This window comes from Bradyrhizobium sp. Arg237L (assembly GCF_029990105.1).
Lineage (GTDB): Bacteria > Pseudomonadota > Alphaproteobacteria > Rhizobiales > Xanthobacteraceae > Bradyrhizobium.
Genome location: NZ_JAQMIL010000044.1, coordinates 53,659 through 77,025 on the forward strand (window position 1 = coordinate 53,659; position 23,367 = coordinate 77,025).

A 23,367-nucleotide genomic window follows, 5' to 3' on the forward strand; every position below is an offset into this window, starting at 1 on the left:
GGCTATTGCGGCATACGCCTCAGGCCCGTGCGCGCTCGGTGCGGATGATCTGGAGTTCCACCGGCCGGTCGGGAATGGCGATGCGGAAGGTGGCGCCGATGGTGCCCTCGACCAGGTTGATCTCGCCGTCATGGGCGCGGATCAGCTCGGCGGCGATCGCAAGGCCGAGCCCGCTGCCGCCGGGGCGGCCGGACGTCTGGAACGCCTCGAACAGGTGATCGCGGGTCTTCTGGGGAACGCCGGGGCCGGTGTCGGAGACCTCGACGATCGCGACCGTCCCCTCGCGGCGACCGGTGATGCGGATCTGCTGGGCGCCGCCGTCGGTCGCCGGACGGCTCTCCAGCGCCTGCGCCGCGTTGCGCACGAGGTTGAGCAGCACGCGGAATAGCTGGTCCGGATCGGCGTCGATCGCGAGCCCGCGCTCGATCGCGCTGATCCAGGTGATCGAGGCATCCGAGGCAAGCCCTGCCGATTCGCGCACCTCGACGACGACGGGCTCGACCAGGATCATGCGGCGGTCGGGCGCGGCCTCCTGGGCGCGGCCGTAGGACAATGTCGACTGGCAGAAGGCGATCGCGCGCTCGAGCGAACGCAGCAGTTTCGGCGCGAAGCGTTGCACCCTGGGATCGGGGACGCTTGCGAGCTGATCGGACAGAAGCTGCGAGGAGGCAAGCAGGTTGCGCAGATCGTGGTTGATCTTGGAGACGGCGAGCCCCAGCGCCGCCAGCCGGCTCTTCTGATGCAGCATCGAGACCAGGTCGCGCTGCATGTCGGACAGCTCGCGCTCAGCGACGCCGATCTCGTCACCACGTTGGCTCGGCACGATGATTCGCGCCGAACTTTCGGGGTTTTCGTGGAAACCGATCAGGCTCGCGGTCAGCCGCCGCATCGGACGCACGAACAAATAATGCAGGGCGAGATAGACCAGGCCCGCGGTGAGGCCCGCGATCAGGAGCGCGACGATCAGGACGTTGCGTGAGAAGCGGTACATCGCCTGGCGCAGCGGCTTCTCGTCGATCACCACCTCGATGAACTGCGCTTGGCCCGGCGCCGGCCCGACCACGCGGATGGTCTGGTCGCCGTGCTCCAGCATGATCTGGAACGCATCGACGATCGCCGACCACACCGATATGTCGCGCAGGTCGACGTCATGGTCGATCGCAGCCGGCAGGTCGGCGCTGGCGAGCAGTCGCCGCTGCTGGCCCATCTTGATCGCCACCGCGCGGGCGCCGATGCTGGTGAGGATCTGGCGCGCCAGCGACTCCGGGACGTAGCCGGATGGCGCGGCATCGAGCACCAGCGCCGCGGTGTTGGCCGCGGCCAGCCGGTCGTTCAGCCGGTTGATCCGGAAGTTGGCGATCGCGGGCACAAAGATCAGCATCCCGGCGATCATCACCAGGGGGATCGTGAGCAGCAGAAGCTTGCCGGACAGGCCAAGCCGGTAAACCGGCTGCGCCCGAGACTTCTCCGTCGTCGGCTGATCGTCGGTCACTGACACGATATAGGCCTTCTTTGGCGCATGTTCAGCATGCTGCCGTGCACCATCGCCGGTCAAATTACGGATCGCTAATGTAAGCCGGTTCCATGAGCCCCGGATGCAGCCGGCTAAAGCCGGGCCACATATGCAACAACCCCACAGAATCAGGACTATTTCCGCGAATTACGACCTTTCGAAGAACCGCTTTTGCCGCACGGGGCGACATTGACGAAAAGGAGGCGCTCCCTTATAAGCCGCGCAGATTGTCCGCGATGGCCCGGTTTGCCGGGGGCGGCTCATTTGGGGCCGCGAATGGCCGATTTTGGGCCAGCCTGCATCACCGGACACCCTATCTCAATTCATCGGCAGATTGCCTGTTCAGCGGAGAACTACCCGTGAAGCGGACTTATCAACCCAGCAAACTGGTGCGCAAGCGCCGCCACGGCTTCCGCGCCCGTCTCGCCACGGCCGGTGGCCGCAAGGTCCTCGCTGCGCGCCGCGCGCGTGGCCGCAAGCGTCTGAGCGCCTGAGCCCCGGGCGTCTTCCGGAGATTCTAAATGGATCGGCTAAGGCAGCGGGCGGACTTCGTCGCCGTTGCCAATGGCGCGCGGGCGGCCAGCCCGGCCTTTGTGCTGCAACGCCGCGCCCGTGATGATGATGGCCCGATCCGCGTCGGCTTCACCGTCACCAAGAAGAACGGCACCGCTACCGAGCGCAACCGCATCCGGCGCAGGCTTCGCGCGCTGATACAGCAGCTCGACGTCATACCGATGCGACCACATCATGATTATGTGTTAGTCGGCCGCCGGGATGCACTGACCCGCGACTTCGCGGCCATGCTCGACGACCTCCGCGCGGCGCTCCGCCGCCTCGACCGGCAACCGGCCAAAAGCGGCGGCAGCCAGAATAATATAAAGAGCGGCGGCAACCGGAATTGAATGACGAGACCTTGAAGAGATGACCGATAACCGCAACACCATCATCGCCGTCATTCTGTCCGGCCTGGTGCTGATCGCCTGGCAATATTTCTACAACGTGCCGCAGATGGAGAAGCAGCGCGCGCAGCAGCACGCGCAGGCGGAACTGCAGAAGCAGCAGACGCCGCAGACGCAGCAGGCGACCCCTAGCACCGCACCGCAGCCGGGATCGGCGTCACCGCCTTCAGCCACACAACCGGCCTCCGGCGCGCCCGCCGTCAGCCGCGAAGCCGCGGTCGAGGCCAGCCCGCGCGTCAAGATCGACACGCCCACGCTGTCCGGCAGCATCTCGCTGAAGGGCGCGCGCATCGACGACCTGTCGCTGGAGAAATTCCGCGACACCGTCGACCCGAAATCACCGCCGATCGTGCTGTTCTCGCCGTCGCAGACGGCCGCGCCCTATTACGCGGAATTCGGCTGGGTGCCGGCGAGCGGCACCACGTTGCGGATGCCCGACGCGAGCACGGTTTGGCAGCAGGAGGGTTCCGGCACGCTGACGCCGACTAGTCCGGTCACGCTGAAATACGACAACGGCGAAGGCCTGACTTTCCGCCGCACCATCGCGGTCGACGATCGCTATCTCTTCACCATCAAGGATGAAGTCACCAATGCCGGCAGCGCCCCGGTCACGCTCTATCCCTTTGCGCTGATCTCGCGCCACGGCACGCCGCAGGTTTCCGGCTACTACATCCTTCATGAAGGCCTGATCGGCTATCTCGGCGACCATGGCCTGCAGGAATACGGCTACAAGAAAATCGACGACGCCAAGCGGGTGAACTTCACCGCCACCGATGGCTGGCTCGGTATCACGGACAAATACTGGGCTTCTGCGCTGCTGCCGGACACCTCCGCCAAGCTGCAAGCGAGTTTTTCCTCGGATCTTGTCAACAATATCAGGCGGTACCAGACGGACTATCTGCTGGAGCCGCAGACCGTCGCGGCCGGCGGCACCGTCACCGCCAACGCGCGGCTGTTCGCCGGCGCCAAGGAAGCCGGCGTCGTCGGCATCAACTTCCCGCTTGGGCCGGGCGGCTACAACCGGCAGCTCGGCCTCAACCACTTCGATCTGCTGATCGACTGGGGCTGGTTCTACTTCATCACCAAGCCGATGTTCCTGGCGCTCGACTGGTTCTATCGCCTGTTCGGCAATTTCGGCGTCTCGATCCTGCTGGTGACGGTGATCGTGAAGCTGTTGTTCTTCCCGCTCGCCAACAAGTCCTACGCCTCGATGGCGAAGATGAAGTCGATCCAGCCGCAGCTCGCGGCGCTGAAGGAGCGTTATCCGGACGACCGGGTGAAGCAGCAGCAGGAGATGATGGAGATCTACAAGAAGGAGAAGATCAACCCGATCGCGGGCTGCCTTCCCATCGCGCTGCAGATCCCGGTGTTCTTCTCGCTCTACAAGGTCCTGTTCGTCACCATCGAGATGCGGCATGCGCCGTTCTTCGGCTGGATCAAGGACCTGTCGGCGCCGGATCCGACCAACCTGTTCACCCTGTTCGGCCTGATCCCGTTCGATCCCACCACGATCCCGGTGTTCGGCCATTATCTCTGGCTCGGCATCTGGCCGATCATCATGGGCATCACGATGTGGTTCCAGATGAAGCTCAATCCGACGCCGCCGGATCCGACGCAGAAGATGATCTTCGACTGGATGCCCTTGATCTTCACCTTCATGCTGGCCGGCTTCCCGGCAGGCCTGGTGATCTACTGGGCCTGGAACAACCTGCTTTCGGTGGCGCAGCAGAGCTACATCATGCACCGGAACGGGGTGAAGGTGGAATTGTTCGACAATCTCAAGGCCACCTTCGCGCCGAAGAAAGCGACGTAACGACGTCATTGCGAGCGAACCGAAGCAATCCATTTCACCGCTTGCGGAGCAATGGATTGCTTCGTCGCTTCGCTCCTCGCAATGACGGGCGCGAGCGAGACCTTCCCACATGACCGCCGAAACCGATGCGGAGCTGATCGAAGCGGGGCGAAAACTGTTCGCCGGCGACTGGCACTTCATCTGGGCCGCGCCATCGATCGAGACGCTGCCGCCGATGGCGGGGTTAGAGGTTGCGTTTGCCGGACGTTCCAATGTCGGCAAGTCGAGCCTGATCAACGCGCTCACCGGCCGCAGCACGTTGGCACGCACCTCGCACACGCCGGGACGCACCCAGGAATTGATCTTCTTCGAAGGCCCGGAGAAAGCGGGCTTCCGTCTGGTCGACATGCCCGGCTATGGCTATGCCTCCGCACCCAAGGCCAAGGTCGCGTCCTGGACCGCACTGATCCATAAATTCCTGCAGGGCCGCGCCACCCTGGCGCGGGTCTATGTCCTGATCGACGCCCGCCATGGCATCAAGGATGTCGATCTCGACGTCCTGAAGACGCTCGACAAATCGGCCGTCAGCTACCAGGTGGTGCTGACCAAGGCGGACCAGGTGAAGGCCTCCGAGCTTACGACCCGCATCGAAGAGACCGCGGCCGCGCTGGCCAAACACCCGGCCGCCTTTCCGGATGTATTGGCGACCTCCTCGCGCACCGGCGCCGGCATGCCGGAGCTGCGCGCCGCGATGGTGCGCCTGCTCGAGGAGCGCCGTGGATGACCAGCCTGCATCGTATCCTGCTGGTCCTCGCCGGCATCATGGGCGCCTGTGGCGTGATGCTGGCGGCCGGCTCCGCCCATCTCGCCGATGCGACGCGGCTTGCGGCCGCCTCGTCGATGCTGCTGTTTCATGCCAGTGCGGTGCTCGGGGCAATCGCCCTCGTGGGTCGCGGCCTGCTGAACCGCGCGATCGGGACCGCCTCTGCGGTCGGCTTCGTCATCGCCGCGTCATTGTTCGCCGGCGATCTCTGCCTGCGCCAATATGCCGGCCACGGACTGTTTACGATGGCCGCGCCGACCGGCGGAACGCTGTTGATCGTGAGCTGGCTGGTGCTGGCGGTAGCGGCGATATGGCCGAATCGCGATAAGCTGTAACCTCGTAGCCCCGTTGGCTCCATCCGGGCTACAAGTGAGAGACGCGCTTTTCGCGAGCCCGCCAATCAGATAGAACCGCGCCCGACGCCGCCTTCTCGGAATAGCGAGACCCGCTCCATGACCGACACACAAATCAGCCCGCTCGACCAGGCCCGCATCCTGTCCGAGGCGCTGCCGCATATGCAGGAATATGACGATGAAACCATCGTCATCAAATATGGCGGCCATGCCATGGGCGCAGAGGACACCGCCAAGGCCTTTGCGCGTGACATCGTGCTCCTGGAGCAGACCGCGATCAATCCGGTGGTCGTGCATGGCGGCGGGCCGCAGATCGCGACCATGCTCAAGCGCCTCGGCATCCAGTCCGAATTCGCGGCGGGCCTGCGCATCACCGATGCGGCGACGATCGAGATCGTCGAAATGGTGCTGGCCGGCTCCGTCAACAAGCAGCTCGTCGGCTATATCAACGAGGCTGGCGGTAAGGCGGTCGGCCTCTCCGGCAAGGACGGCAACATGGTGAAAGCGTCGAAGACGACGCGCACCATGATCGATCCGGGTTCCAACATCGAGAAGGCGATTGATCTCGGCTTCGTCGGCGAGCCCGAGAAGGTCGACCTGACGCTGCTCAACCAGCTCATCGGCTATGAGCTGATCCCGGTGCTGGCGCCGCTGGCGACATCCAGGGACGGCGGCCAGACGCTGAATATCAATGCCGACACCTTTGCCGGTGCGGTCGCGGGCGCGTTGAAGGCCAAGCGCCTGCTGCTGCTCACCGACGTGCCGGGCGTGCTCGACAAGTCCAAGAAGCTGATCCCGGAACTGTCGGTAAAGGACGCGCGCAAATTAATCGCCGACGGCACCATTTCCGGCGGCATGATCCCGAAGGTCGAGACCTGCATCTATGCCCTGGAGCAGGGCGTGCAGGGCGTCGTCATCATCGACGGCAAGACGCAGCATGCGGTCTTGCTGGAGCTGTTCACCGATCAGGGCACCGGCACGCTGATCCACAAGTGATGGCTAGGGCGGCCACGCACACTGGAGCCGTCATGGCCGGGCCTGTCCCGGCCATCCACGTCCGGTTTGCCGACGGTAGGAAAGGCGTGGATGCCCGGGTCAAGCCCGGGCATGACGAGCTTGAGACAAAGCAACCGCGTCGTTCCAGGCTGGCGCGTCTTCTGACGGCGCTGCCGGCCGCGGCGCTCTCGTTGTTGTTTTCCTCCGCGCCGGCGCTGGCCGACCTGAAACTCTGCAACCGCATGAGTTACGTGGTCGAGGCCGCCATCGGCATCGACGACAAATCGGCGACCGCGACGCGGGGCTGGTTCCGCATCGATCCCGCCGCCTGCCGCGTGGTGGTGCAGGGCGCGCTTTCCGCCGACCGCGTGCTTCTGAATGCGCGTGCGCTCGGCGTCTACGGCGCCTCGCCGATCCCGCAAAACGGCACCGACACGCTCTGCGTCGCGCAGGACAATTTCGTCATCGCCGCCGCCCGCCAGTGCCGCAGCGGCCAGACGCCGGCGCAATTCACGCAGATAACACCGACCCAGTCGGAGGACGGCAACCTCGTCGCCTATCTCGCCGAAGGCTCGGAATATGACGAGGAGCAGGCACGGCTTGCCGGCATCCAGCGCTTGCTCGTGATCGCCGGCTATGATGCCGCGCCGATCGACGGCGTCGACGGGCCGAAGACGCAAGGAGCGTTGTCGGCGTTCCTCAGGAGCCGCGGCCTCTCCAGCGACGTCGTGCAATCGCCGAATTTCTTCACCACCATGATCGATGCCGTGCAGAAGCCATCCGCGACCGGACTGACCTGGTGCAACGACACGCCGCACAAGATCATGGCGGCGGTGGCGACCGACGACGGCAAGGCCGTCACCAGCCGCGGCTGGTATCGGATCGATCCCGGCAAGTGCCTGCATCCCGACGTCGCCGGCCAGCCGAAGCAGATCTTCTCCTTCGCCGAAGCGGTCGATGCCGAGAACCGCACCATCCGCCTGAAAGACAAGCCGTTGAACTGGGGCGGCGCAACGCAGCTCTGCACCCGCGAGAGCAAGTTCGAGATCGCCGAGCAGGGCGATTGCCCCACGCGTGGCCTTGCCGCGGTCGGCTTTGCGCCGGTCGACATGACCAGCGGCGGCAAAACGCTGCGCTTTGCGATGCCGTGATAGAAGTTCGTCGTCCCGGCCTTCGCCGGGACGACTCGGTGAGAGAGTCGTGAAAATGTCCCGCGCCTTCGACCATATCGACACCTGGGTGTTCGACCTCGACAACACGCTGTATCCGCATCACGTCAACCTGTGGCAGCAGGTCGACGCGCGGATCGGAGAGTTCGTGAGCAACTGGCTCAACGTCACGGCGGAAGAGGCCCGCCGCATCCAGAAGGACTATTATCTGCGCTACGGCACCACCATGCGCGGCATGATGACCGAGCACGGCGTCCGCGCCGATGACTACCTCGCCTATGTCCACCAGATCGATCACTCGCCGCTGGAGCCGAACCCGGCGATGGGCGCTGCGATCGCAAGGCTGCCCGGCCGCAAGCTGATCCTGACCAACGGCTCGACCGACCATGTCGGCGCGGTGCTCGCGCGTCTCGGTATCGGAGACCATTTCGAGGCGGTGTTCGACATCATCGCCGCCGAGCTCGAGCCGAAACCGGCGCCGCAGACCTATCAGCGCTTCCTGGCGCTGCACGACGTCGATCCAGGCAAGGCCGCGATGTTCGAAGACCTCGCGCGCAACCTGGTCGTGCCGCATCAGCTCGGCATGACCACGGTGCTGGTGGTGCCCGACGGGACGCAGGAGGTGGTACGCGAGGACTGGGAGCTCGAGGGCCGCGACGCCGCGCATGTCGACTATGTCACGGACGATCTGACGGGGTTTTTGCAGATGCTGCGCGCCACAGGCTGAAAACGTAGCCCGGATGGAGCCAACGGGGCGCGCATTCGCGCGACCCGTTGGCTTCATCCGGGCTACGGCAGAACCAGCCTTGACTCCGCCGCGCCAAATCCCGAAAAAGCTCCAAATACCCTCCCCGCCGCTCGCCTCAAGGAATCGCCCGATGTCGCTGTCCGCCCTCGAGTCCATCGTCAACGCCGCGTTCGAAGCCCGCGACGGCATTTCGACCTCGACCACGGGCGAGGTGCGCGAGGCCGTGGATTACGCGCTCGAGCTGCTCGACAAGGGCGAGACGCGCGTTGCCGAGCGTGAGACGAGCGGCAAATGGAAGGTCAACCAATGGCTGAAGAAGGCGGTGCTGCTGTCGTTCCGCCTCAACGACATGGGACAGATCCCCGGCGGCCCCGGCAAGGGGTCGTGGTGGGACAAGGTGCCGTCGAAGTTCGATGGCTGGGGCGAGAACCGCTTTCGCGATGCCGGCTTTCGCGCGGTGCCGGGCGCCATCGTCCGCCGCTCCGCCTTCATCGCCCGCAACGTCGTGCTGATGCCCTCCTTCGTCAATCTCGGCGCCTATGTCGATGAAGCAACCATGGTCGACACCTGGTCGACCGTCGGCTCCTGCGCGCAGATCGGCAAGCGCGTGCATATTTCCGGCGGCGTCGGCATCGGCGGCGTGCTCGAGCCGCTGCAGGCCGAGCCCGTGATCATCGAGGACGATTGCTTCATCGGAGCCCGCAGCGAGGTCGCCGAAGGCGTGATCGTGCGTAAGGGCGCGGTGCTCTCGATGGGCGTGTTCCTGGGGGCATCCACCAAGATCGTCGATCGCGAGACCGGCGAGACGTTTGTTGGCGAAGTGCCTGAATATGCCGTCGTCGTGCCCGGCACGCTGCCGCCCAAGCCGATGAAGAACGGCCAGCCGGGCCCGGCGACCGCCTGCGCCGTCATCGTCAAGCGCGTCGACGAGCGCACCCGCGCCAAGACCAGCATCAACGAATTGCTGCGCGACTAAGGACGCTGCTAAGCTCGCTCATGGGGCATGATCGCTTGAAAGGTCAGCTCCATGGCTGAGGCGAGCACCCGACCAGGCCGCTCCCTTCGCGAGATTCCGGCAGGTATCTGGGCGCTCGGTTTCGTCTCGATGCTGATGGACATCTCTTCGGAGATGATTCATGCGCTGCTGCCGGTCTATCTGGTGACGGTGCTCGGCACCTCGATGGTGACGGTCGGCGTCATCGAAGGCATCGCCGAGGCGACGGCCTCGATCACCAGGATATTTTCCGGCGCGATTTCCGATTGGCTCGGCAAGCGAAAATGGCTGGCGGCGCTCGGCTATGGCCTTGCAGCGCTGACCAAGCCGATCTTTCCGCTGGCGCCGACGGTCGGCTGGCTGATGGCCGCGCGCTTCATCGACCGGATCGGAAAAGGCATTCGCGGCGCTCCGCGCGACGCGCTGGTGGCGGACATTGCTCCGGCGCATCTGCGCGGCGCCAGCATTGGCCTGCGGCAATCGCTGGATACGGTTGGCGCCTTCATCGGACCATTGATCGCCATCGGCCTGATGTGGCTGACTTCAGACCATTTCAAGGCTGTGTTCTGGTTTGCAGTCATTCCCGGCTTGCTGTCGTTCGCCCTTATCGCGTTTGCGGTGCGTGAACCCGCGCGGCCGAAAGGGTTGCGCGAGGTGCGCAATCCAATCAGCCTCAGCGAAATCAGAAATCTGGGCGCGGCCTATTGGTGGGTGGTGGCGATTGCGAGCGTGTTCACGCTGGCTCGCTTCAGCGAGGCGTTTCTGATCCTCCGCGCGCAGAATGTTGGCCTGCCGGTTACGCTCGCACCGGCCGTGCTGGTCCTGATGAATGTCGTCTACGCCGGCGCGGCATATCCGGCCGGCGTGGTGTCCGATCGCATGGACCGCACAACCGTGCTGGCGTTCGGCATCGTGCTTTTGATCGTCGCCGATCTTTTGCTCGCGCTTCTGCCCAGCATGACCGGTGTCGCGCTGGGCATCGCGCTGTGGGGACTGCATATGGGCTTCACGCAAGGGCTGTTGGCAGCGCTTGTCGCGGATACCTCGCCCGCCGAGCTGCGGGGCACAGCTTACGGCTTTTTCAACCTGGTCTGCGGGATCGCGATGCTTGCGGCCAGCGGGATCGCGGGGGCGTTATGGGACAGTGCCGGACCGCGAGTTACGTTCTTCGCGGGTGCCGTCTTTGCGCTGGTTGCACTGGCAGGTCTAGTCAGCGTGCGGGGCCGCGCCACGTCAAAAGCAAGCTGATCGGCTGCGTCGCAGAGCCGCAACACGAAGTCGGGAGCATGCCGCGCAAGGCTGGCCCGCCGCCGCGGTGGCATGTTAAGTCCGTAGGCATGACCGATGCCATTTCCATCACGCGCGACCTTGTCCGCTGCCCTTCCGTCACGCCGGCCGACGCCGGCGCGCTCGGCGTGCTTGAGAACATCCTGAAAGCCGCCGGCTTCGAGGTGCACCGGGTCACCTTCAGCGAGCCCGGCACCGCCGACATCGACAATCTCTATGCACGCATCGGCGATCAGGCGCCGCACATCACCTTTGCCGGCCATACTGACGTGGTACCGCCGGGCGACGAGTCCGCCTGGACGCATGGCCCGTTCTCCGGCGAGGTGAAGGACGGCTTTCTCTACGGCCGCGGCGCCGTCGACATGAAGGGCGGCATCGCCTGCAGCGTCGCTGCTGTGCTTGAATATCTCAAGGACCATGGCGGCAAGCCGCGAGAGGACGGTCGAGGGTCGATCTCGTTCCTGATCACGGGCGACGAGGAAGACGTTTCCATCAACGGCACGATCAAGCTGTTGAAGTGGGCGGCAGAGCGCGGCGAAAGGTTCGATCACTGCGTGCTCGGCGAGCCCTCCAATGTCGAGGTGCTCGGCGACACCATCAAGGTCGGCCGCCGCGGCTCGCAATCCGGCACGCTCCATGTCGAGGGCGTACAGGGCCATGTCGCCTATCCGCACCGCGCTTCCAATCCGGTGCCCGATATTTCGCGATTGATCGTCGCGCTAAGTGAAGAGCCGCTCGATCATGGCAGCGCGCAATTCCAGGCGTCCAACCTCGAATTCACCTCCGTCGACGTCGGCAATGCCGCGAGCAACGTCATCCCCGGCCAAGCGCGGGCGAAATTCAACATCCGCTACAACGACAACCACACCCAGGAGAGCCTGCGCAAGCTGGTGGAGGAACGCCTGGCCAAAGCCTGCGGCAACCGCATCCGCGCCCGCATCGTCTGGGAGCCGTCGAACTCGAACGTGTTCGTGACCAAGCCCGGCCCATTCACCGACCTCGCGGTGGCAGCGATCGAGGCGGTGACAGGACACAAGCCGGAGCTTTCGACCTCGGGCGGCACGTCGGATGCGCGCTTCATCTCGAGCTATTGCCCGGTGATCGAGTTCGGCCTGGTCGGTCAGACCATGCACCAGATCAACGAACGCACGCCGATCGCCGATTTGGAAAAACTGACGCAAGTCTATCGCGGCGTGCTGGACAGGTATTTTGCGTAAGCGCTGAGGCTTTTTTCTCAGCCTTCGCCACCCATTCCGCCGTCATGGCCGGGCTTGTCCCGGCCATCCACGCCTCTCCTCCTGGGAAGAACTATCCCATCGTCATGCCCGGCCTTGTGCCGGGCATCCACGCCCTTCCTCAAGCCTCCTGCACAGAAAGACGTGGATGGCCGGGACAAGCCCGGCCATGACGGCGAAGGGGCGTCGGTCCTAATACTCCACCCGCACCAGATACAGCCCCTCCGGCGGGGCCACCGGCCCGCAGGCGGCGCGGTTGCGGGCGACGAGCGCTGCGCCGAGATCGTCCGCGGTCCAGCGGCCTTCGCCGACCCAGACCAGCGAGCCCACCATCGAGCGCACCTGGCTGTGCAGGAACGAGCGCGCCGAGGTAACGATGCTGACCGCATCGCCGTTGCGCGTGACGTCAAGCTGGTCGAGGGTTTTCACCGGCGATTTGGCCTGGCAGTCGGTGTCGCGGAACGTCGTGAAGTCGTGCTTGCCGATCAGGCGCTGCGCGGCTTCATGCATCGCATCCGTATCGAGGCGACGCGGCACGCGCCAGACGCGCCGGATGTCGAGAGCGAGGTTCGCGCGCGTGTTCCTGATACGATAGAGGTAATGGCGCTTTTTCGCCGAGAAGCGCGCCTCGAAATCATCTGGTACGATCTCGGCTGCGAGCACCGCGATCGGATTTGGGCGCAGATGCGCGTTCAGGCCGTCGCGAAGGCGGTCCGGCGGAAACGGCTTGGCGATGTCGCAATGCGCGACCTGTCCGAGCGCATGGACGCCGGCATCGGTGCGGCCGGAACCGTGGACGCGAACCTCCTCGCCACACATCGCCTTGACCGCGGTCTCCAGCGCGCCCTGCACGGTCGGTGCTGTTTCCTGGATTTGCCAGCCGGAGAACGGCGTGCCGTCATATTCGATGGTGAGCTTGTAGCGGGGCATGACGACTTACGTGAACCGCGCGCCGGCCTTTAGCGGCGTGCCGCGCAGGAAGTCGATCGATTTCATCCGCGCCTTGCCTTCGCGCTGCAGCTCGAGGATGCGGATGGCGCCTTCGCCGCAGGCGATAGCAAGGTTATCGTCCAGCACTGTGCCTGATGCGCCCGAGCCGTTCGCCAGTTCGCAGCGGAGAATCTTGATACGCACCGTTTCGCCATCGTGTGGCAATTCAGTCCAGGCGCCAGGAAATGGCGACAGGCCGTGGACATGCCGCAGCACGTCGTGAGCAGGTCTATTCCAGTCGATCCGCGCCTCAGCCTTGTCGATCTTGGCGGCGTAGGTGACGCCGTCCTCGCTCTGCTTGGTCAGTTGCAGCCCACCGCGCTCCAGCGCGGCCATCGCCCGCACCACCAGGTCGGCCCCGAGCGGCGCCAGCGCATCGTGCAGGTCGGCCGCTGTCATCCGGTCGGTGATCGGAAGCCGCTCGACCATCGCGACATCGCCGGTGTCGAGGCCGATATCCATCTTCATCACCATCACGCCGGTCTCGGCGTCGCCGGCCATGATGGCGCGATTGATCGGCGCGGCGCCGCGCCAGCGCGGCAGAAGCGAAGCGTGCAGGTTGTAGCAACCGAGCCTTGGCGCATCGAGGATGGCCTGCGGCAGGATCATGCCATAGGCGACCACGACCGCCGCATCGGCCTGATGCGCGCGGAATTCGTCCAACGCTTCCGGCGTCTTCAACGTCTTCGGCGTCAGCACGGGAATGCTGTTTCGCCGCGCCTCCTGTTCGACCGGCGTCGGTTGCAATTGCAGGCCACGCCGCCCGCCCGGCTTCGGCGCGCGGGTATAAACCGCGGCGATCTCGTGGCCGTGGCCGGCCAGTTCGAGCAGCGTCGGCACGGCGAAATCGGGCGTACCCATGAAGATCAGGCGGAGCGGCATGGGGCGGGTTACCTCGGCTCAAGGTAGGGTACTCGTCATGGCCGGGCTTGTCCCGGCCATCCACGGCTGCAGAGAACGTGGATGCCCGGGTCAAGCCCGGGCATGACGGCGAAAATAGTGCCGACCTTACTCCACCGCGCGCTTGGCGGCCTTGGCGAACTTCTTCAGCACGCGGTCGCGTTTCAGCTTCGACAGATAGTCCACGAACAGGATGCCGTTCAAATGGTCGATCTCGTGCTGGATGCAGGTGGCGTAGAGGCCCTCGGCGTCCTCCTCGTGCACCTTGCCGTCGATGTCGGTGAAGCGCACGCGCACCCGCGCCGGCCGCTCGACTTCCTCGTAATATTCGGGGATCGACAGGCAGCCCTCCTCATAGACCGACTTCTCCTCGGACGCCGAGATGATCTCCGGATTGATGAAGACACGCGGCTTCGGTGTGGTCTCGCCGTTCTCGTCCTTTTTCGCGAGATCCATGGTGACCAGCCGCAGCGGCTGCGCGACCTGGATCGCGGCCAGCCCGATGCCGGGCGCCTCGTACATGGTCTCGAACATGTCGTCGACCAGCTTGCGGATCTCAGGCGTGATCTTTTCGACGCGTTGGGAGACGAGCCGCAACTGCTTGTCCGGCAGGATGATAATTTCTCTTAAGGCCATGGCTGGCGATTTAAGCGCTTGATATGCCGGGGTCAATGCGATCCGGAACCGGTTAAGACCGCCTTAACCATGATTCTTCAGTCTTTCTTAACCATGAAACTTCACGGCTTGTTAACCATAAATGTTCCACTTTCGTTCGCGCTCGCCAGCGAATCGGCTATAGCGCTTGCATGAACCAGATTCTCTTCATGGTCGGCGACTGGCCGGTCCGCGTCGCTGATGCGCTGGTTGCGTTCGGCGTGCTCGTGGTCGTGCTGCTCCTGACGATCGCCATCGTGATCGCGCGGTCCTCCCGGCGCGGCGCGGAACTGGTGATGGCGCAGACCATCCGCGCCGACGAACTGGAAGAGCGGCTCAGCGAGGTGCTGCGCGCCCAGAGCGAGTCGAGCGGCCGGGTCGATGCCATGACGCAGGCGCTCGCCGGCCGTCAGGCCGAGATGGCGCGCGCGGTCAACGAGCGGCTGGATTCGGTCACCCACCGCGTCGGCCAATCCATGGAACAGACGACGCGCCACACCATGGACAGCCTGCGCCATCTGCACGAGCGGCTCGGCATCATCGACAACGCGCACAAGAACCTTACCGACCTAACGACGCAGGTGACGACGCTGCGCGACGTGCTCGCCAACAAGCAGTCGCGCGGTGCCTTCGGCCAGGCGCGGATGGAAGCGATTGTCCAGGATGGATTGCCGAAGGATTCCTACGAATTCCAGTTCACGCTATCGAGCGGCAAACGGCCGGATTGCGTGGTGTTCCTGCCGGACCAGCGGCCGCTCTGCATCGACGCGAAATTCCCGCTGGAGGCGATGACGGCGCTGCACGATGCGCGCAGCGACGAGGAACGCAAGATTGCCAGCCAGCGCCTGCGCAACGACGTGATGAAGCATGTCAGCGACATCGCGGAAAAATACCTGATCGCCGGGGAGACCCAGGACACCGCGCTGATGTTCGTGCCCTCGGAGTCGGTCTATGCCGAGATCCATGACGGTTTCGACGATGTGATCCAGAAGGCCTACCGCGCCCGCGTGGTGCTGGTGTCGCCCTCGCTGCTGATGCTCGCGATCCAGGTGATGCAGCAAATCATGAAGGACGCGCGGATGCGCGATGCCGCCGACCAGATCCGCACCGAGGTGATCAAGCTCGGCGACGATCTGTCGCGGCTGCGCGACCGCGTGCTCAAGCTGCAGAACCATTTCTCGCAGGTGAACGAGGACGTGCGCCAGATCCTGGTCTCCGCCGACAAGATCGAGAAGCGCGCCGGCCGGATCGAGGAGCTCGATTTCAGCAAATCGGACGCCCCGGTGGAACTGCCGCGGATCGTGCCGAGCGGCCGGCCGGAATTGTTCCCCGCCCCGCCCAAGCTGCAGGCGGGAGAATAGGACAGGGGCAGATTTTCCCACCGAATCTGCTAACAGGGCTGCATGACTGCGCCTGAAGCGACAGCCGCCGCGACCGAGAAAGCCGAGCCTGCCGCCACCTCCTGGCGCGACGGCCTTGCCGTCTATCTGCAGCCGCGCGTCCTGATCGTGCTGGTGCTGGGCTTCTCGTCAGGCCTGCCGCTGGCGCTGTCCGGGTCGACGCTGCAGGTGTGGATGCGCGAGGTCGGCGTCGATCTCGGCACCATCGGCCTGCTCGCGCTGGTCGGCACGCCCTACACATTGAAATTCCTCTGGGCGCCGCTGGTCGATGCGCTGCATGTGCCGTTCTTCACCCGACATTTCGGACGGCGCCGCGGCTGGCTATTGTTCTCGCAACTGTTGCTGATCACCACCATCCTGCTGCTCGCGATCGCCGATCCCGCACGTTCACCCTGGTTCGCCGCCTTTGCCGCGCTGCTGGTCGCCACCACCTCCTCGACACAGGACATCGTCGTCGATGCCTTCCGCGTGGAGAGCCTGCCCGAGAGCGAGCAGGCCGCCGGCATGGCGTCCTATGTCGCCGCCTATCGCATCGGCATGCTCGTCTCGACCGCGGGCGCGCTGTTCATCGTCAGCGGCTTTGAGGGCGAGGGCCTGGTGCGCTCGTCGGCATGGATGTGGGGTTATGTGGTGATGGCCGCCCTCGTCGTGATCGGCATGATCACCGCGCTGGTTGCAACCGAACCAGCGCAGTCGAAGGACGCCGAAGCGGCCACGGCCGCGGAAACAGCGTTCTCGCGCGTGATCCGCGCGGCGGTCGGCGCCTTCTCCGAGTTCCTGAGCCGGCGCGATGCCATTGCGGCGCTTGCCTTCGTGGTGCTGTTCAAGTTCACCGATGCGTTCTCGGGCACGATGACGGCGCCGTTCGTGATCGACATCGGCTTCAGCAAGGTCGACTACGCCGCGATCGTCAAAGGCGTGGGATTGGCCGCCACCCTGATCGGCGGCTTTGCCGGCGGCTTCGTGGCGCGGCGCTATTCGCTGGCGACGAGCCTGTGGATCGGCGGCATCGTGCAGGCGCTTGCCAACCTCTCCTTCTCCTGGCTCGCGCTGGTCGGCGTCAATCAGTGGGCGCTGGCGCTCGCAATCACCTGCGAAAACTTCACCAGCGCGATCGGCACCGTGATCTTCGTTGCCTATCTCTCGGCGCTGTGCCGCAATCCCCTGCACACAGCGACGCAATATGCACTGCTGACCGCGCTTGCAGCGGTGGGCCGCACCTATCTCTCGTCAGGCGCTGGTTTCGTAGCCAAGGCAACCGGCTGGCCCTTGTTCTTCGCGATCTGCGTGCTGGTCGCGATCCCGAGCCTGATCCTGCTCGCCTGGCTGCAGCGCCGCGGGCATTTCGACGAGCTCGGTCCGGTGAAGGTTTAAAGGCCGTAGCCCGGATGGAGCGCAGCGTAATCCGGGACAATCGAGGTTATGTCCCGCAAAGAAGCCCGGATTACGCTTCGCTGCATCCGGGCTACGAGGCCAAACCTTAGTGCTTCGTCACCACGCTCCACTTGGTGACCACCGCCTCGCTCATCTGCCCCGCTTCCTGTGCGCAGGCGACTTCGTCGACCTTCACCGAGATTTCCTTGCCGACGAAAGGCCTCAGTTGCGCGGCCTGCGCGTCGTTGGCGGGGACAAGCTGGAACGTCTCAGGACCGGTCTCGAGATTGCACAGCCCGTTTGGCGGCGGCAGGCGGCGCGGTTCGCTGGTAAGCTGATAGGTTGCGATGCGCTTGCCGGCTTTCTTGATGTCGCGGACGCGCAGCGTGTTGAGTTCGCCCGACAGCACCTCGCCGGCATGGATCGGCTTGCCCGGCTTCGGCGCGGCCTCCTCCTCTTGGGCCAGCGCGGCGGGCGCGGCAAGCACCGCTCCCAGAATGACCGCAAAGCACAGGCGAATGCCGAATCGGTGGTTCGTCATCTCGTTTCAGTTCCATTAATGTTTAGAAGAGCGTTCGCTGCCGCATGGCTGCGGATAGCGTGCCTTCATCGAGGTAATCAAGCTCGCCGCCGACCGGCACGCCATGCGCCAGCCGGGTCACTCGGACATTGGCCTCTTGAAGCAGATCGGTGATGTAGTGCGCCGTGGTCTGGCCATCCACGGTTGCATTCAGCGCCAGGATGATCTCGTTCACCTGCGGATCATGCGCGCGCGCCACGAGCTGATCGATGGTGAGATCCTGCGGGCCGACGCCGTCGAGCGGCGACAGCGTCGCGCCAAGGACGTGATAGCGGCCATTGGTCGCGTTCGCCCGTTCCAGCGCCCAGAGATCGGCGACGTCGGCAACCACGACGATGATGGAAGGATCGCGGCGCGGATCGGTGCAGACCGTGCAGGGATTCTGCGTATCGATATTGCCGCAGGTCTTGCAGACCTGGATCTTGTCGATCGCCACCTGCAGCGCCGAGGCCAGCGGCGTCATTAAGGCTTCGCGCTTCTTGATCAGGTGCAGCGCCGCGCGCCGGGCCGAGCGCGGACCGAGGCCCGGCAGCCGCGCCAGAAGCTGGATCAGGCGCTCGATTTCAGGTCCGGCGACGCTTGCGGCCATTTCAGGTGAGACCGAGCCCGGGCGGCAGGCCGAGCCCGCCGGTGAGCGCCTGCATCTTCTCCTGCACCGCGAGTTCCGCCTTACGCCGCGCGTCATTATGCGCAGTGACCAGGAGGTCTTCGAGGATCTCGCGTTCCTCCGGCTTCATCAGCGACGGATCGATCCTGACGCCCTTGACCTCCATCTTCGCGCTCATGCGCACCGCGACGAGGCCGCCGCCGGAAATGCCCTCGACCTCGACGTTGCCGAGTTCTTCCTGCATCGCCTGCATCTTGGACTGCAACTGCGCCGCCTGCTTCATCATGCCGAGAAAATCAGCCATCGGTGGTCCCTTCAATGTGTTCGCGCATGATCTCCGCGCCAACGCTGCGCGTTTGTCGCGAAGGAAAAACCGGCCCCACTCTTCCGGATCATGTTAGTCGTCGCTGTCGCCGCTCTCGATGGGGTCTTCGCCGACAATATCGGTCTCCGCCGGCTCGGCGGCAAGCCTGCGCACCTCGACGACCTTCGCGCCGGGAAAGCGGGCCAGAACCTCCTTCACCCGCGGATCGGCTTCGGCCGCGCGCTCGCGCTGGCTCTTCTCGGCGAGATTTTGCGAGCGAATGGTCGGTTGCCCGGCTTCGTTGGAGACGATCACGGTCCAGCGGCGGCCGGTCCATAGTTCCAGCTTGCGCGAGAGATCGGTGACGAGGCCGCGCGTGGCATGCGGCTCCAGCGCGATTTCGAGCTGTCCGTCCTCGATGCGCACCAGCCGCACATCCGCTTCGAGCGCGCCCTTGGTCATCAAATCGCGTTTCTCGCCGGCGAGCGCGAGAAGCTGCATGAAGCTGGTGATGCGGAGCGCAGGCGCCGATTGCGTCTCGGGCGCCGCAGCCTGCGGTCGCAGCGAGGCCTCCGCGCTGGCGCGGGGCGCCACGACGGAAGCACGCACCGGCGATGACGCGATCGAGGAGACGGGTGCCGATGGCGCAGCCCGCGACGTGGTCGCGCCGCCCGCGACCACCGGCGCCGCGCCGCCGCCGTTCTGCTCGATCATCCTGATGGCTTCGTCCGGCGTCGGCAGGTCGGCGACGTAGGCGATCCGCACCAACACCATCTCGGCGGCGGCGGCCGGACGGGTGGCGGTCTGCACCTCGGCGATGCCCTTGAGCAGCATCTGCCACATCCGCGACAGCACCCGCATCGACAGCTTGGCTGCGAACTCGCGGGCGCGGACGCGCTCGGTCTCGCCGAACGCCACGTTGTCGGCGGTAGCCGGCACGATCTTCACGCGGGTAACGAAATTGACGAATTCGGCGAGGTCGGACAGCACCACGACCGGATCGGCGCCGACATCATATTGCGCGCGGAATTCGGTGAAGGCGGCCGCGATATCGCCGCGCCCCAGCGAATCGAACAGGTCGATCACCCGGGTGCGATCGGCAAGCCCGAGCATCTGCCGCACTTCCTCCGCGCGCACGGTTCCGGCCGCATGCGCGATCGCCTGGTCGAACAACGACAGCGAATCGCGCACCGAGCCCTCCGCGGCGCGCGCGATGATGCCGAGCGCTTCCGGCTCGACCTCGACGCCTTCCTTGGCCGCGATGTTACTGAGATGCTTCATCAGCACATCGGCCTCGACCCGGCGCAGGTCGAAACGCTGGCAGCGCGAGAGCACCGTGACCGGGACTTTGCGGATTTCCGTGGTGGCAAAGACGAACTTGGCGTGCTCCGGCGGCTCTTCGAGCGTTTTCAGGAACGCGTTGAAGGCCGCGGTCGAGAGCATGTGGACTTCGTCGATGATGTAGACCTTGTAGCGGGCGCTCGCCGGTGCATAGCGCACGCTGTCATTGATCTGGCGGACATCGTCGACGCCGGTGTGGGACGCGGCGTCCATCTCCAGCACGTCCATGTGCCGGCTTTCCATGATCGCCTGGCAGTGCAGGCCGAGCACGGGCATCTGGATGCTCGGCCCCTTCACCGATCCGTCGGGCAATTCATAGTTCAGCGCACGGGCCAGAATGCGGGCGGTGGTGGTCTTGCCGACCCCGCGCACCCCGGTCAGGATCCAGGCCTGCGGGATTCGTCCGGTCTCGAACGCGTTCGAGACCGTGCGCACCATGGCCTCTTGGCCGATCAGATCGTCAAAGCTGGAGGGGCGGTATTTGCGCGCCAGCACTCGGTATGGCTTTGCCGCTTCGAAGCCGGCCTGGCCGGCGCCTTCAGCCTGATTCGGGGGAGCGCCAGCGTCGTTCATTGGTCGATCCGCAATTGAATGTCTCTCGGGCCGGCTTTGCGGAAAGGAGCGGGATCAAACGCAAAACCGCGGAACAGCCCGCGCTCTGCGTGATTCGCTCTAAAAACAGGTAGGAGACTGACGAGCGACCCGATCCGGACCTCGTTAGGGCTGCTTCCTTCCGGACCTGACCCGGTTGGCGAGTGGCTCGTCCACCGCCAATCTCCCGATCCCTATTTGGGGCCAAAAGGACCGGAAAGCAAGCCGGTCTTAGCCCCGTCATACCCCGCCACCGAGTCTCGCCTTCGGCGAGCCCGATGACAGGCTCCGGCGGGGTATCCAGTACGCCCGCGCCCTCACGGCTTGAGCACCGCTATCGCGGAATACTGGATCATCCGCTTTCGCGGATGATGACGCCTTGAAATGACGTTGCGAGCGGTGTCCATTTCAGGTCACTTTTGGCCCGACGTCATCGGATCAGCGATGGCCGCACTGGAACCCACATGCCCTCTGACACCTCCGCCTGGTCACTGCACGCACGCCTGAAGGAAGACACCATCGACATCGGCGACCTGCCGCTCTGCCGGGTGCTGGTCATCAAGGATGCCAATTACCCCTGGCTGTTGTTGGTGCCGCGCCGCGCGGGCGCGGTGGAGATCATCGACCTTGAGGAGGTCGAGCAGGCGCAGCTCATGACCGAGATCACCCGCGTCGCGCGCGCCCTGAAAGAAATCACCAAATGCGACAAGCTGAACATCGCAGCGCTCGGCAATGCGGTGCCGCAGCTTCACGTTCACATCATCGCGCGCCGTACCACGGACACCGCTTGGCCGCGGCCGGTATGGGGTGTGGTGCCGCCGCTGGCGCATGATGCCGAAGAAGTGCAGAATTTCATCAGCGCGCTTCGCCGCAAGATCTGGTTGGGTTGAAGAATAGATGTCAGCATTCAATAACTTTCCGCTGGGGCAGCCGGCCTTCGTCACCAATGTTCTCGACCGCGCCGCGCATCTGCGTCTCAATGAGGAGAAGCTGTTCGCGCTGGAAAGCCGCGGCGACGCCCGCGCTTACGTGATCTACCGCGACTCGCTGGTGGTGAAGCAGGAGGAAAGCGGCCCGCGGGCGCTGCTTTCGGTCGAGGAGGCGCTGAAATTCGGCGCCAATCCAGGCACGGTGTTCCTGGGACTGCGCGATGGCGCGCCGGTATTCGGCATGGGCATTGCGCCGCAGGCAGCGGAAAATCTGGTTGGCCGCAGCGATGTCGCTGTTACCGAACTGCGCGGCATGGCGATGCAGGGCACCGTCCCACCCGACCAGCTCTCGGCGATCGCGATGGCAAAATCCATGGTGACCTGGCACCAGCGCCACGGCTTTTGCGCCAATTGCGGCGCGCGTACCGCGATGAAGGAGGGCGGCTGGAAGCGCGTATGCCCGAGCTGCAAGGCCGAGCATTTTCCGCGCACCGATCCTGTTGTCATCATGCTGGTGACCCACGGCGACAGATGCCTGCTCGGCCGCCAGAAGCAATTCCCTCCAGGCATGTATTCCTGCCTCGCGGGTTTCGTCGAAGCCGCCGAGACCATCGAGGACGCGGTCCGGCGCGAGATCTTCGAGGAGTCGGGAATCCGCTGCACCGAGGTCAATTATTACATGACGCAGCCCTGGCCCTATCCATCATCCCTGATGATCGGATGCACCGCGCGCGCAACCAATGAGGAGATCATCGTCGACCGCACCGAGCTCGAGGATGCGCGCTGGTTCGATCGTGCGGAAGCGACCTTGATGCTCAAGCGGCAGCATCCCGATGGCCTGGCTGGTCCACATCCTTTCGCCATAGCCCATCATCTGGTCGGACGTTGGCTGCATGGGGGAGACGTCGCGGGCGCATAGTGCCCCCGCAACACACTGAAGTTGAACAGTTTTTGGGGCAGGACCAGAGCGCTCGCCCGGTCGAGAGCAGCCAATAGGCTTGCTTTAGAAGATTTTTCTATATATGAGGGATTTAACCTCCTCATATGGAACTTTCTTCTCATGACCGAGCTCGCCGTATCGCTGCATGACGCCAACCGCCGGCTTGACGCCATTGACCGCAAAATCCTGACCGTGCTGCAGGAGGACGCTTCTCTCTCGGTTGCCGAGATCGGCGATCGGGTCGGCCTGTCCTCCACTCCTTGCTGGAAGCGCATCCAGCGGCTCGAGGCGGATGGCGTGATCCTGCGCCGGGTCGCCCTGGTCGACCAGAACAAGATCGGGCTCGGCATCACCGTGTTCGTGTCGGTCGAGAGCTCCGACCATTCCGAGGCCTGGCTGCGCAAATTCGCTGACGCGGTGAGCGCCATGCCTGAAGTGATGGAGTTCTACCGGATGGCCGGCGACGTCGACTACATGCTGCGCGTCGTCGTCGCGGACATGTCGAGCTATGACATCTTCTACAAAAAGCTGATCAGCGCCGTGCCACTGAAGAACGTCACCTCGCGCTTTGCGATGGAGAAGATCAAGTCGGTGACCGCGCTGCCGGTGCCGGCGGCGTAGAAGAGGATTGCCTCACTCGAGCCGCTGCTACAAGTCGTCATACGCGGGCTTGACCCGCGTATCCATCGATCTTCGCAAAGAGTCCCTTTCCGGATGGATTGCCGGGTCAAGCCCGGCAATGACGAGGTGAAGACGTTCTCAAATCTTCTGATTGTACTCACCCACCTCCGGATGCGTGCGCAGCACGCTATCCACCGTCTCGAACATGTCGCGCATGCGCTGCTCGCTGACCGGGCTTTCGACCACCACCACGAGCTCCGGCTTGTT

At 64.5% G+C, this 23,367-nt stretch carries 24 protein-coding genes and 1 other RNA gene; 16 read left to right on the forward strand and 9 right to left on the reverse strand.

Features of this window, described 5'->3' with window-relative positions; all coding sequences use genetic code 11:
• Positions 1 to 19 precede the first annotated feature (19 nt).
• Complete coding sequence (locus OZ411_RS25095) at positions 20 to 1,498, reverse strand: HAMP domain-containing sensor histidine kinase (protein WP_130577787.1); 1,479 nt, start codon at positions 1,496 to 1,498, stop codon at positions 20 to 22.
• Between the two features lie 374 nt (positions 1,499 to 1,872).
• Here OZ411_RS25095 and rpmH point away from each other — a divergent pair, with 374 nt between their 5' ends.
• From rpmH to dapE, 11 genes are all read left to right on the forward strand, one after another.
• A complete protein-coding gene (rpmH, locus tag OZ411_RS25100) occupies positions 1,873 to 2,007 on the forward strand; it encodes a 50S ribosomal protein L34 (protein WP_008542748.1) in 135 nt (44 codons plus the stop codon).
• A 27-nt stretch (positions 2,008 to 2,034) separates the two neighbouring features.
• Positions 2,035 to 2,415, forward strand: coding sequence for a ribonuclease P protein component (rnpA, locus tag OZ411_RS25105; protein WP_282530104.1), 381 nt, complete (start codon positions 2,035 to 2,037; stop codon positions 2,413 to 2,415).
• A 19-nt stretch (positions 2,416 to 2,434) separates the two neighbouring features.
• Complete coding sequence (gene yidC, locus OZ411_RS25110; RefSeq protein ID WP_282530105.1) at positions 2,435 to 4,285, forward strand: membrane protein insertase YidC; 1,851 nt, start codon at positions 2,435 to 2,437, stop codon at positions 4,283 to 4,285.
• A 109-nt stretch (positions 4,286 to 4,394) separates the two neighbouring features.
• Positions 4,395 to 5,048: a ribosome biogenesis GTP-binding protein YihA/YsxC gene (yihA, locus tag OZ411_RS25115; RefSeq protein WP_282530106.1), complete on the forward strand. Its 654-nt coding sequence runs from the start codon at positions 4,395 to 4,397 to the stop codon at positions 5,046 to 5,048.
• Positions 5,045 to 5,422 carry a DUF423 domain-containing protein gene (locus OZ411_RS25120; protein WP_282530107.1) on the forward strand — a complete coding sequence of 126 codons (378 nt, stop codon included), beginning with the start codon at positions 5,045 to 5,047 and terminating at the stop codon, positions 5,420 to 5,422. The genes yihA and OZ411_RS25120 overlap by 4 nt, the downstream gene beginning before the upstream one ends.
• Before the next feature lie 117 nt (positions 5,423 to 5,539).
• Positions 5,540 to 6,436: an acetylglutamate kinase gene (gene argB, locus OZ411_RS25125; RefSeq protein WP_282530108.1), complete on the forward strand. Its 897-nt coding sequence runs from the start codon at positions 5,540 to 5,542 to the stop codon at positions 6,434 to 6,436.
• A gap of 32 nt (positions 6,437 to 6,468) precedes the next feature.
• On the forward strand, positions 6,469 to 7,587 hold the full coding sequence (locus OZ411_RS25130; RefSeq protein WP_282530109.1) for a DUF1036 domain-containing protein: 1,119 nt from the start codon (positions 6,469 to 6,471) through the stop codon (positions 7,585 to 7,587).
• A 55-nt stretch (positions 7,588 to 7,642) separates the two neighbouring features.
• Positions 7,643 to 8,332: a pyrimidine 5'-nucleotidase gene (locus tag OZ411_RS25135; RefSeq protein WP_282530121.1), complete on the forward strand. Its 690-nt coding sequence runs from the start codon at positions 7,643 to 7,645 to the stop codon at positions 8,330 to 8,332.
• 151 nt (positions 8,333 to 8,483) lie between these two features.
• The gene (dapD, locus tag OZ411_RS25140; protein WP_130577779.1) at positions 8,484 to 9,329 is read left to right on the forward strand and encodes a 2,3,4,5-tetrahydropyridine-2,6-dicarboxylate N-succinyltransferase; all 846 of its coding nucleotides are present in this window, start codon (positions 8,484 to 8,486) and stop codon (positions 9,327 to 9,329) included.
• A 51-nt stretch (positions 9,330 to 9,380) separates the two neighbouring features.
• Entirely contained in the window at positions 9,381 to 10,595 is a 1,215-nt protein-coding gene (locus OZ411_RS25145; RefSeq protein ID WP_282530110.1) for an MFS transporter, read from the forward strand.
• Positions 10,596 to 10,684: 89 nt separating this feature from the next.
• On the forward strand, positions 10,685 to 11,851 hold the full coding sequence (dapE, locus tag OZ411_RS25150) for a succinyl-diaminopimelate desuccinylase (RefSeq protein ID WP_282530111.1): 1,167 nt from the start codon (positions 10,685 to 10,687) through the stop codon (positions 11,849 to 11,851).
• A 210-nt stretch (positions 11,852 to 12,061) separates the two neighbouring features.
• Here dapE and truA read toward each other — a convergent pair whose 3' ends face one another.
• From truA to def, 3 genes are all read right to left on the reverse strand, one after another.
• Entirely contained in the window at positions 12,062 to 12,799 is a 738-nt protein-coding gene (truA, locus tag OZ411_RS25155) for a tRNA pseudouridine(38-40) synthase TruA (RefSeq protein WP_282530112.1), read from the reverse strand.
• A 6-nt stretch (positions 12,800 to 12,805) separates the two neighbouring features.
• Positions 12,806 to 13,741, reverse strand: a complete 936-nt coding sequence (gene fmt / locus OZ411_RS25160) for a methionyl-tRNA formyltransferase (RefSeq protein ID WP_282530113.1) — start codon at positions 13,739 to 13,741, stop codon at positions 12,806 to 12,808.
• 126 nt (positions 13,742 to 13,867) lie between these two features.
• The gene (def, locus tag OZ411_RS25165; protein ID WP_282530114.1) at positions 13,868 to 14,395 is read right to left on the reverse strand and encodes a peptide deformylase; all 528 of its coding nucleotides are present in this window, start codon (positions 14,393 to 14,395) and stop codon (positions 13,868 to 13,870) included.
• Between the two features lie 170 nt (positions 14,396 to 14,565).
• Between def and rmuC the strand changes: the two genes are divergently transcribed.
• Together rmuC and OZ411_RS25175 are read left to right on the forward strand one after the other, a co-directional pair.
• The gene (rmuC, locus tag OZ411_RS25170; protein WP_282530115.1) at positions 14,566 to 15,774 is read left to right on the forward strand and encodes a DNA recombination protein RmuC; all 1,209 of its coding nucleotides are present in this window, start codon (positions 14,566 to 14,568) and stop codon (positions 15,772 to 15,774) included.
• A gap of 42 nt (positions 15,775 to 15,816) precedes the next feature.
• Positions 15,817 to 17,187 (forward strand): MFS transporter, encoded by a 1,371-nt coding sequence (locus OZ411_RS25175; protein ID WP_282530116.1) that lies wholly within the window; start codon positions 15,817 to 15,819, stop codon positions 17,185 to 17,187.
• Between the two features lie 106 nt (positions 17,188 to 17,293).
• On the opposite strand, the gene OZ411_RS25180 is transcribed toward OZ411_RS25175, so the two are convergent.
• The 5 genes from OZ411_RS25180 to ffs form a co-directional block, all read right to left on the reverse strand.
• On the reverse strand, positions 17,294 to 17,728 hold the full coding sequence (locus tag OZ411_RS25180; RefSeq protein ID WP_130584319.1) for a hypothetical protein: 435 nt from the start codon (positions 17,726 to 17,728) through the stop codon (positions 17,294 to 17,296).
• Positions 17,729 to 17,750: 22 nt separating this feature from the next.
• Positions 17,751 to 18,356, reverse strand: a complete 606-nt coding sequence (gene recR, locus OZ411_RS25185) for a recombination mediator RecR (protein WP_130584318.1) — start codon at positions 18,354 to 18,356, stop codon at positions 17,751 to 17,753.
• A gap of 1 nt (position 18,357) precedes the next feature.
• On the reverse strand, positions 18,358 to 18,678 hold the full coding sequence (locus tag OZ411_RS25190) for a YbaB/EbfC family nucleoid-associated protein (protein ID WP_130584317.1): 321 nt from the start codon (positions 18,676 to 18,678) through the stop codon (positions 18,358 to 18,360).
• A 93-nt stretch (positions 18,679 to 18,771) separates the two neighbouring features.
• Complete coding sequence (locus OZ411_RS25195) at positions 18,772 to 20,592, reverse strand: DNA polymerase III subunit gamma/tau (protein ID WP_282530117.1); 1,821 nt, start codon at positions 20,590 to 20,592, stop codon at positions 18,772 to 18,774.
• Between the two features lie 109 nt (positions 20,593 to 20,701).
• An RNA gene (gene ffs, locus OZ411_RS25200) (signal recognition particle sRNA small type) lies at positions 20,702 to 20,798 on the reverse strand.
• Between the two features lie 276 nt (positions 20,799 to 21,074).
• Between ffs and OZ411_RS25205 the strand changes: the two genes are divergently transcribed.
• The 3 genes from OZ411_RS25205 (at position 21,075) to OZ411_RS25215 (ending at position 23,100) form a co-directional block, all read left to right on the forward strand.
• Complete coding sequence (locus OZ411_RS25205) at positions 21,075 to 21,500, forward strand: HIT family protein (RefSeq protein WP_282530118.1); 426 nt, start codon at positions 21,075 to 21,077, stop codon at positions 21,498 to 21,500.
• A 7-nt stretch (positions 21,501 to 21,507) separates the two neighbouring features.
• A complete protein-coding gene (gene nudC / locus OZ411_RS25210) occupies positions 21,508 to 22,458 on the forward strand; it encodes an NAD(+) diphosphatase (protein WP_282530119.1) in 951 nt (316 codons plus the stop codon).
• A 141-nt stretch (positions 22,459 to 22,599) separates the two neighbouring features.
• Positions 22,600 to 23,100, forward strand: a complete 501-nt coding sequence (locus OZ411_RS25215; RefSeq protein WP_130584054.1) for an Lrp/AsnC family transcriptional regulator — start codon at positions 22,600 to 22,602, stop codon at positions 23,098 to 23,100.
• Positions 23,101 to 23,367 lie beyond the last annotated feature (267 nt).

Coding starts and splice junctions, on each gene's coding strand:
- OZ411_RS25130 (WP_282530109.1), top strand. CDS start 6,469: ATGGCCGGGCCTGTCCCGGCCATCCACGTCCGGTTTGCCGACGGTAGG.
- rnpA (WP_282530104.1), top strand. CDS start 2,035: ATGGATCGGCTAAGGCAGCGGGCGGACTTCGTCGCCGTTGCCAATGGC.
- dapD (WP_130577779.1), top strand. CDS start 8,484: ATGTCGCTGTCCGCCCTCGAGTCCATCGTCAACGCCGCGTTCGAAGCC.
- def (WP_282530114.1), bottom strand. CDS start 14,395: ATGGCCTTAAGAGAAATTATCATCCTGCCGGACAAGCAGTTGCGGCTC.
- OZ411_RS25145 (WP_282530110.1), top strand. CDS start 9,381: ATGGCTGAGGCGAGCACCCGACCAGGCCGCTCCCTTCGCGAGATTCCG.
- OZ411_RS25215 (WP_130584054.1), top strand. CDS start 22,600: ATGACCGAGCTCGCCGTATCGCTGCATGACGCCAACCGCCGGCTTGAC.
- recR (WP_130584318.1), bottom strand. CDS start 18,356: ATGGCCGCAAGCGTCGCCGGACCTGAAATCGAGCGCCTGATCCAGCTT.
- OZ411_RS25120 (WP_282530107.1), top strand. CDS start 5,045: ATGACCAGCCTGCATCGTATCCTGCTGGTCCTCGCCGGCATCATGGGC.
- yidC (WP_282530105.1), top strand. CDS start 2,435: ATGACCGATAACCGCAACACCATCATCGCCGTCATTCTGTCCGGCCTG.
- OZ411_RS25175 (WP_282530116.1), top strand. CDS start 15,817: ATGACTGCGCCTGAAGCGACAGCCGCCGCGACCGAGAAAGCCGAGCCT.
- OZ411_RS25180 (WP_130584319.1), bottom strand. CDS start 17,728: ATGACGAACCACCGATTCGGCATTCGCCTGTGCTTTGCGGTCATTCTG.
- OZ411_RS25195 (WP_282530117.1), bottom strand. CDS start 20,592: ATGAACGACGCTGGCGCTCCCCCGAATCAGGCTGAAGGCGCCGGCCAG.
- OZ411_RS25135 (WP_282530121.1), top strand. CDS start 7,643: ATGTCCCGCGCCTTCGACCATATCGACACCTGGGTGTTCGACCTCGAC.
- dapE (WP_282530111.1), top strand. CDS start 10,685: ATGACCGATGCCATTTCCATCACGCGCGACCTTGTCCGCTGCCCTTCC.
- truA (WP_282530112.1), bottom strand. CDS start 12,799: ATGCCCCGCTACAAGCTCACCATCGAATATGACGGCACGCCGTTCTCC.
- argB (WP_282530108.1), top strand. CDS start 5,540: ATGACCGACACACAAATCAGCCCGCTCGACCAGGCCCGCATCCTGTCC.
- nudC (WP_282530119.1), top strand. CDS start 21,508: ATGTCAGCATTCAATAACTTTCCGCTGGGGCAGCCGGCCTTCGTCACC.
- OZ411_RS25205 (WP_282530118.1), top strand. CDS start 21,075: ATGCCCTCTGACACCTCCGCCTGGTCACTGCACGCACGCCTGAAGGAA.
- rmuC (WP_282530115.1), top strand. CDS start 14,566: ATGAACCAGATTCTCTTCATGGTCGGCGACTGGCCGGTCCGCGTCGCT.
- fmt (WP_282530113.1), bottom strand. CDS start 13,741: ATGCCGCTCCGCCTGATCTTCATGGGTACGCCCGATTTCGCCGTGCCG.
- yihA (WP_282530106.1), top strand. CDS start 4,395: ATGACCGCCGAAACCGATGCGGAGCTGATCGAAGCGGGGCGAAAACTG.
- OZ411_RS25190 (WP_130584317.1), bottom strand. CDS start 18,678: ATGGCTGATTTTCTCGGCATGATGAAGCAGGCGGCGCAGTTGCAGTCC.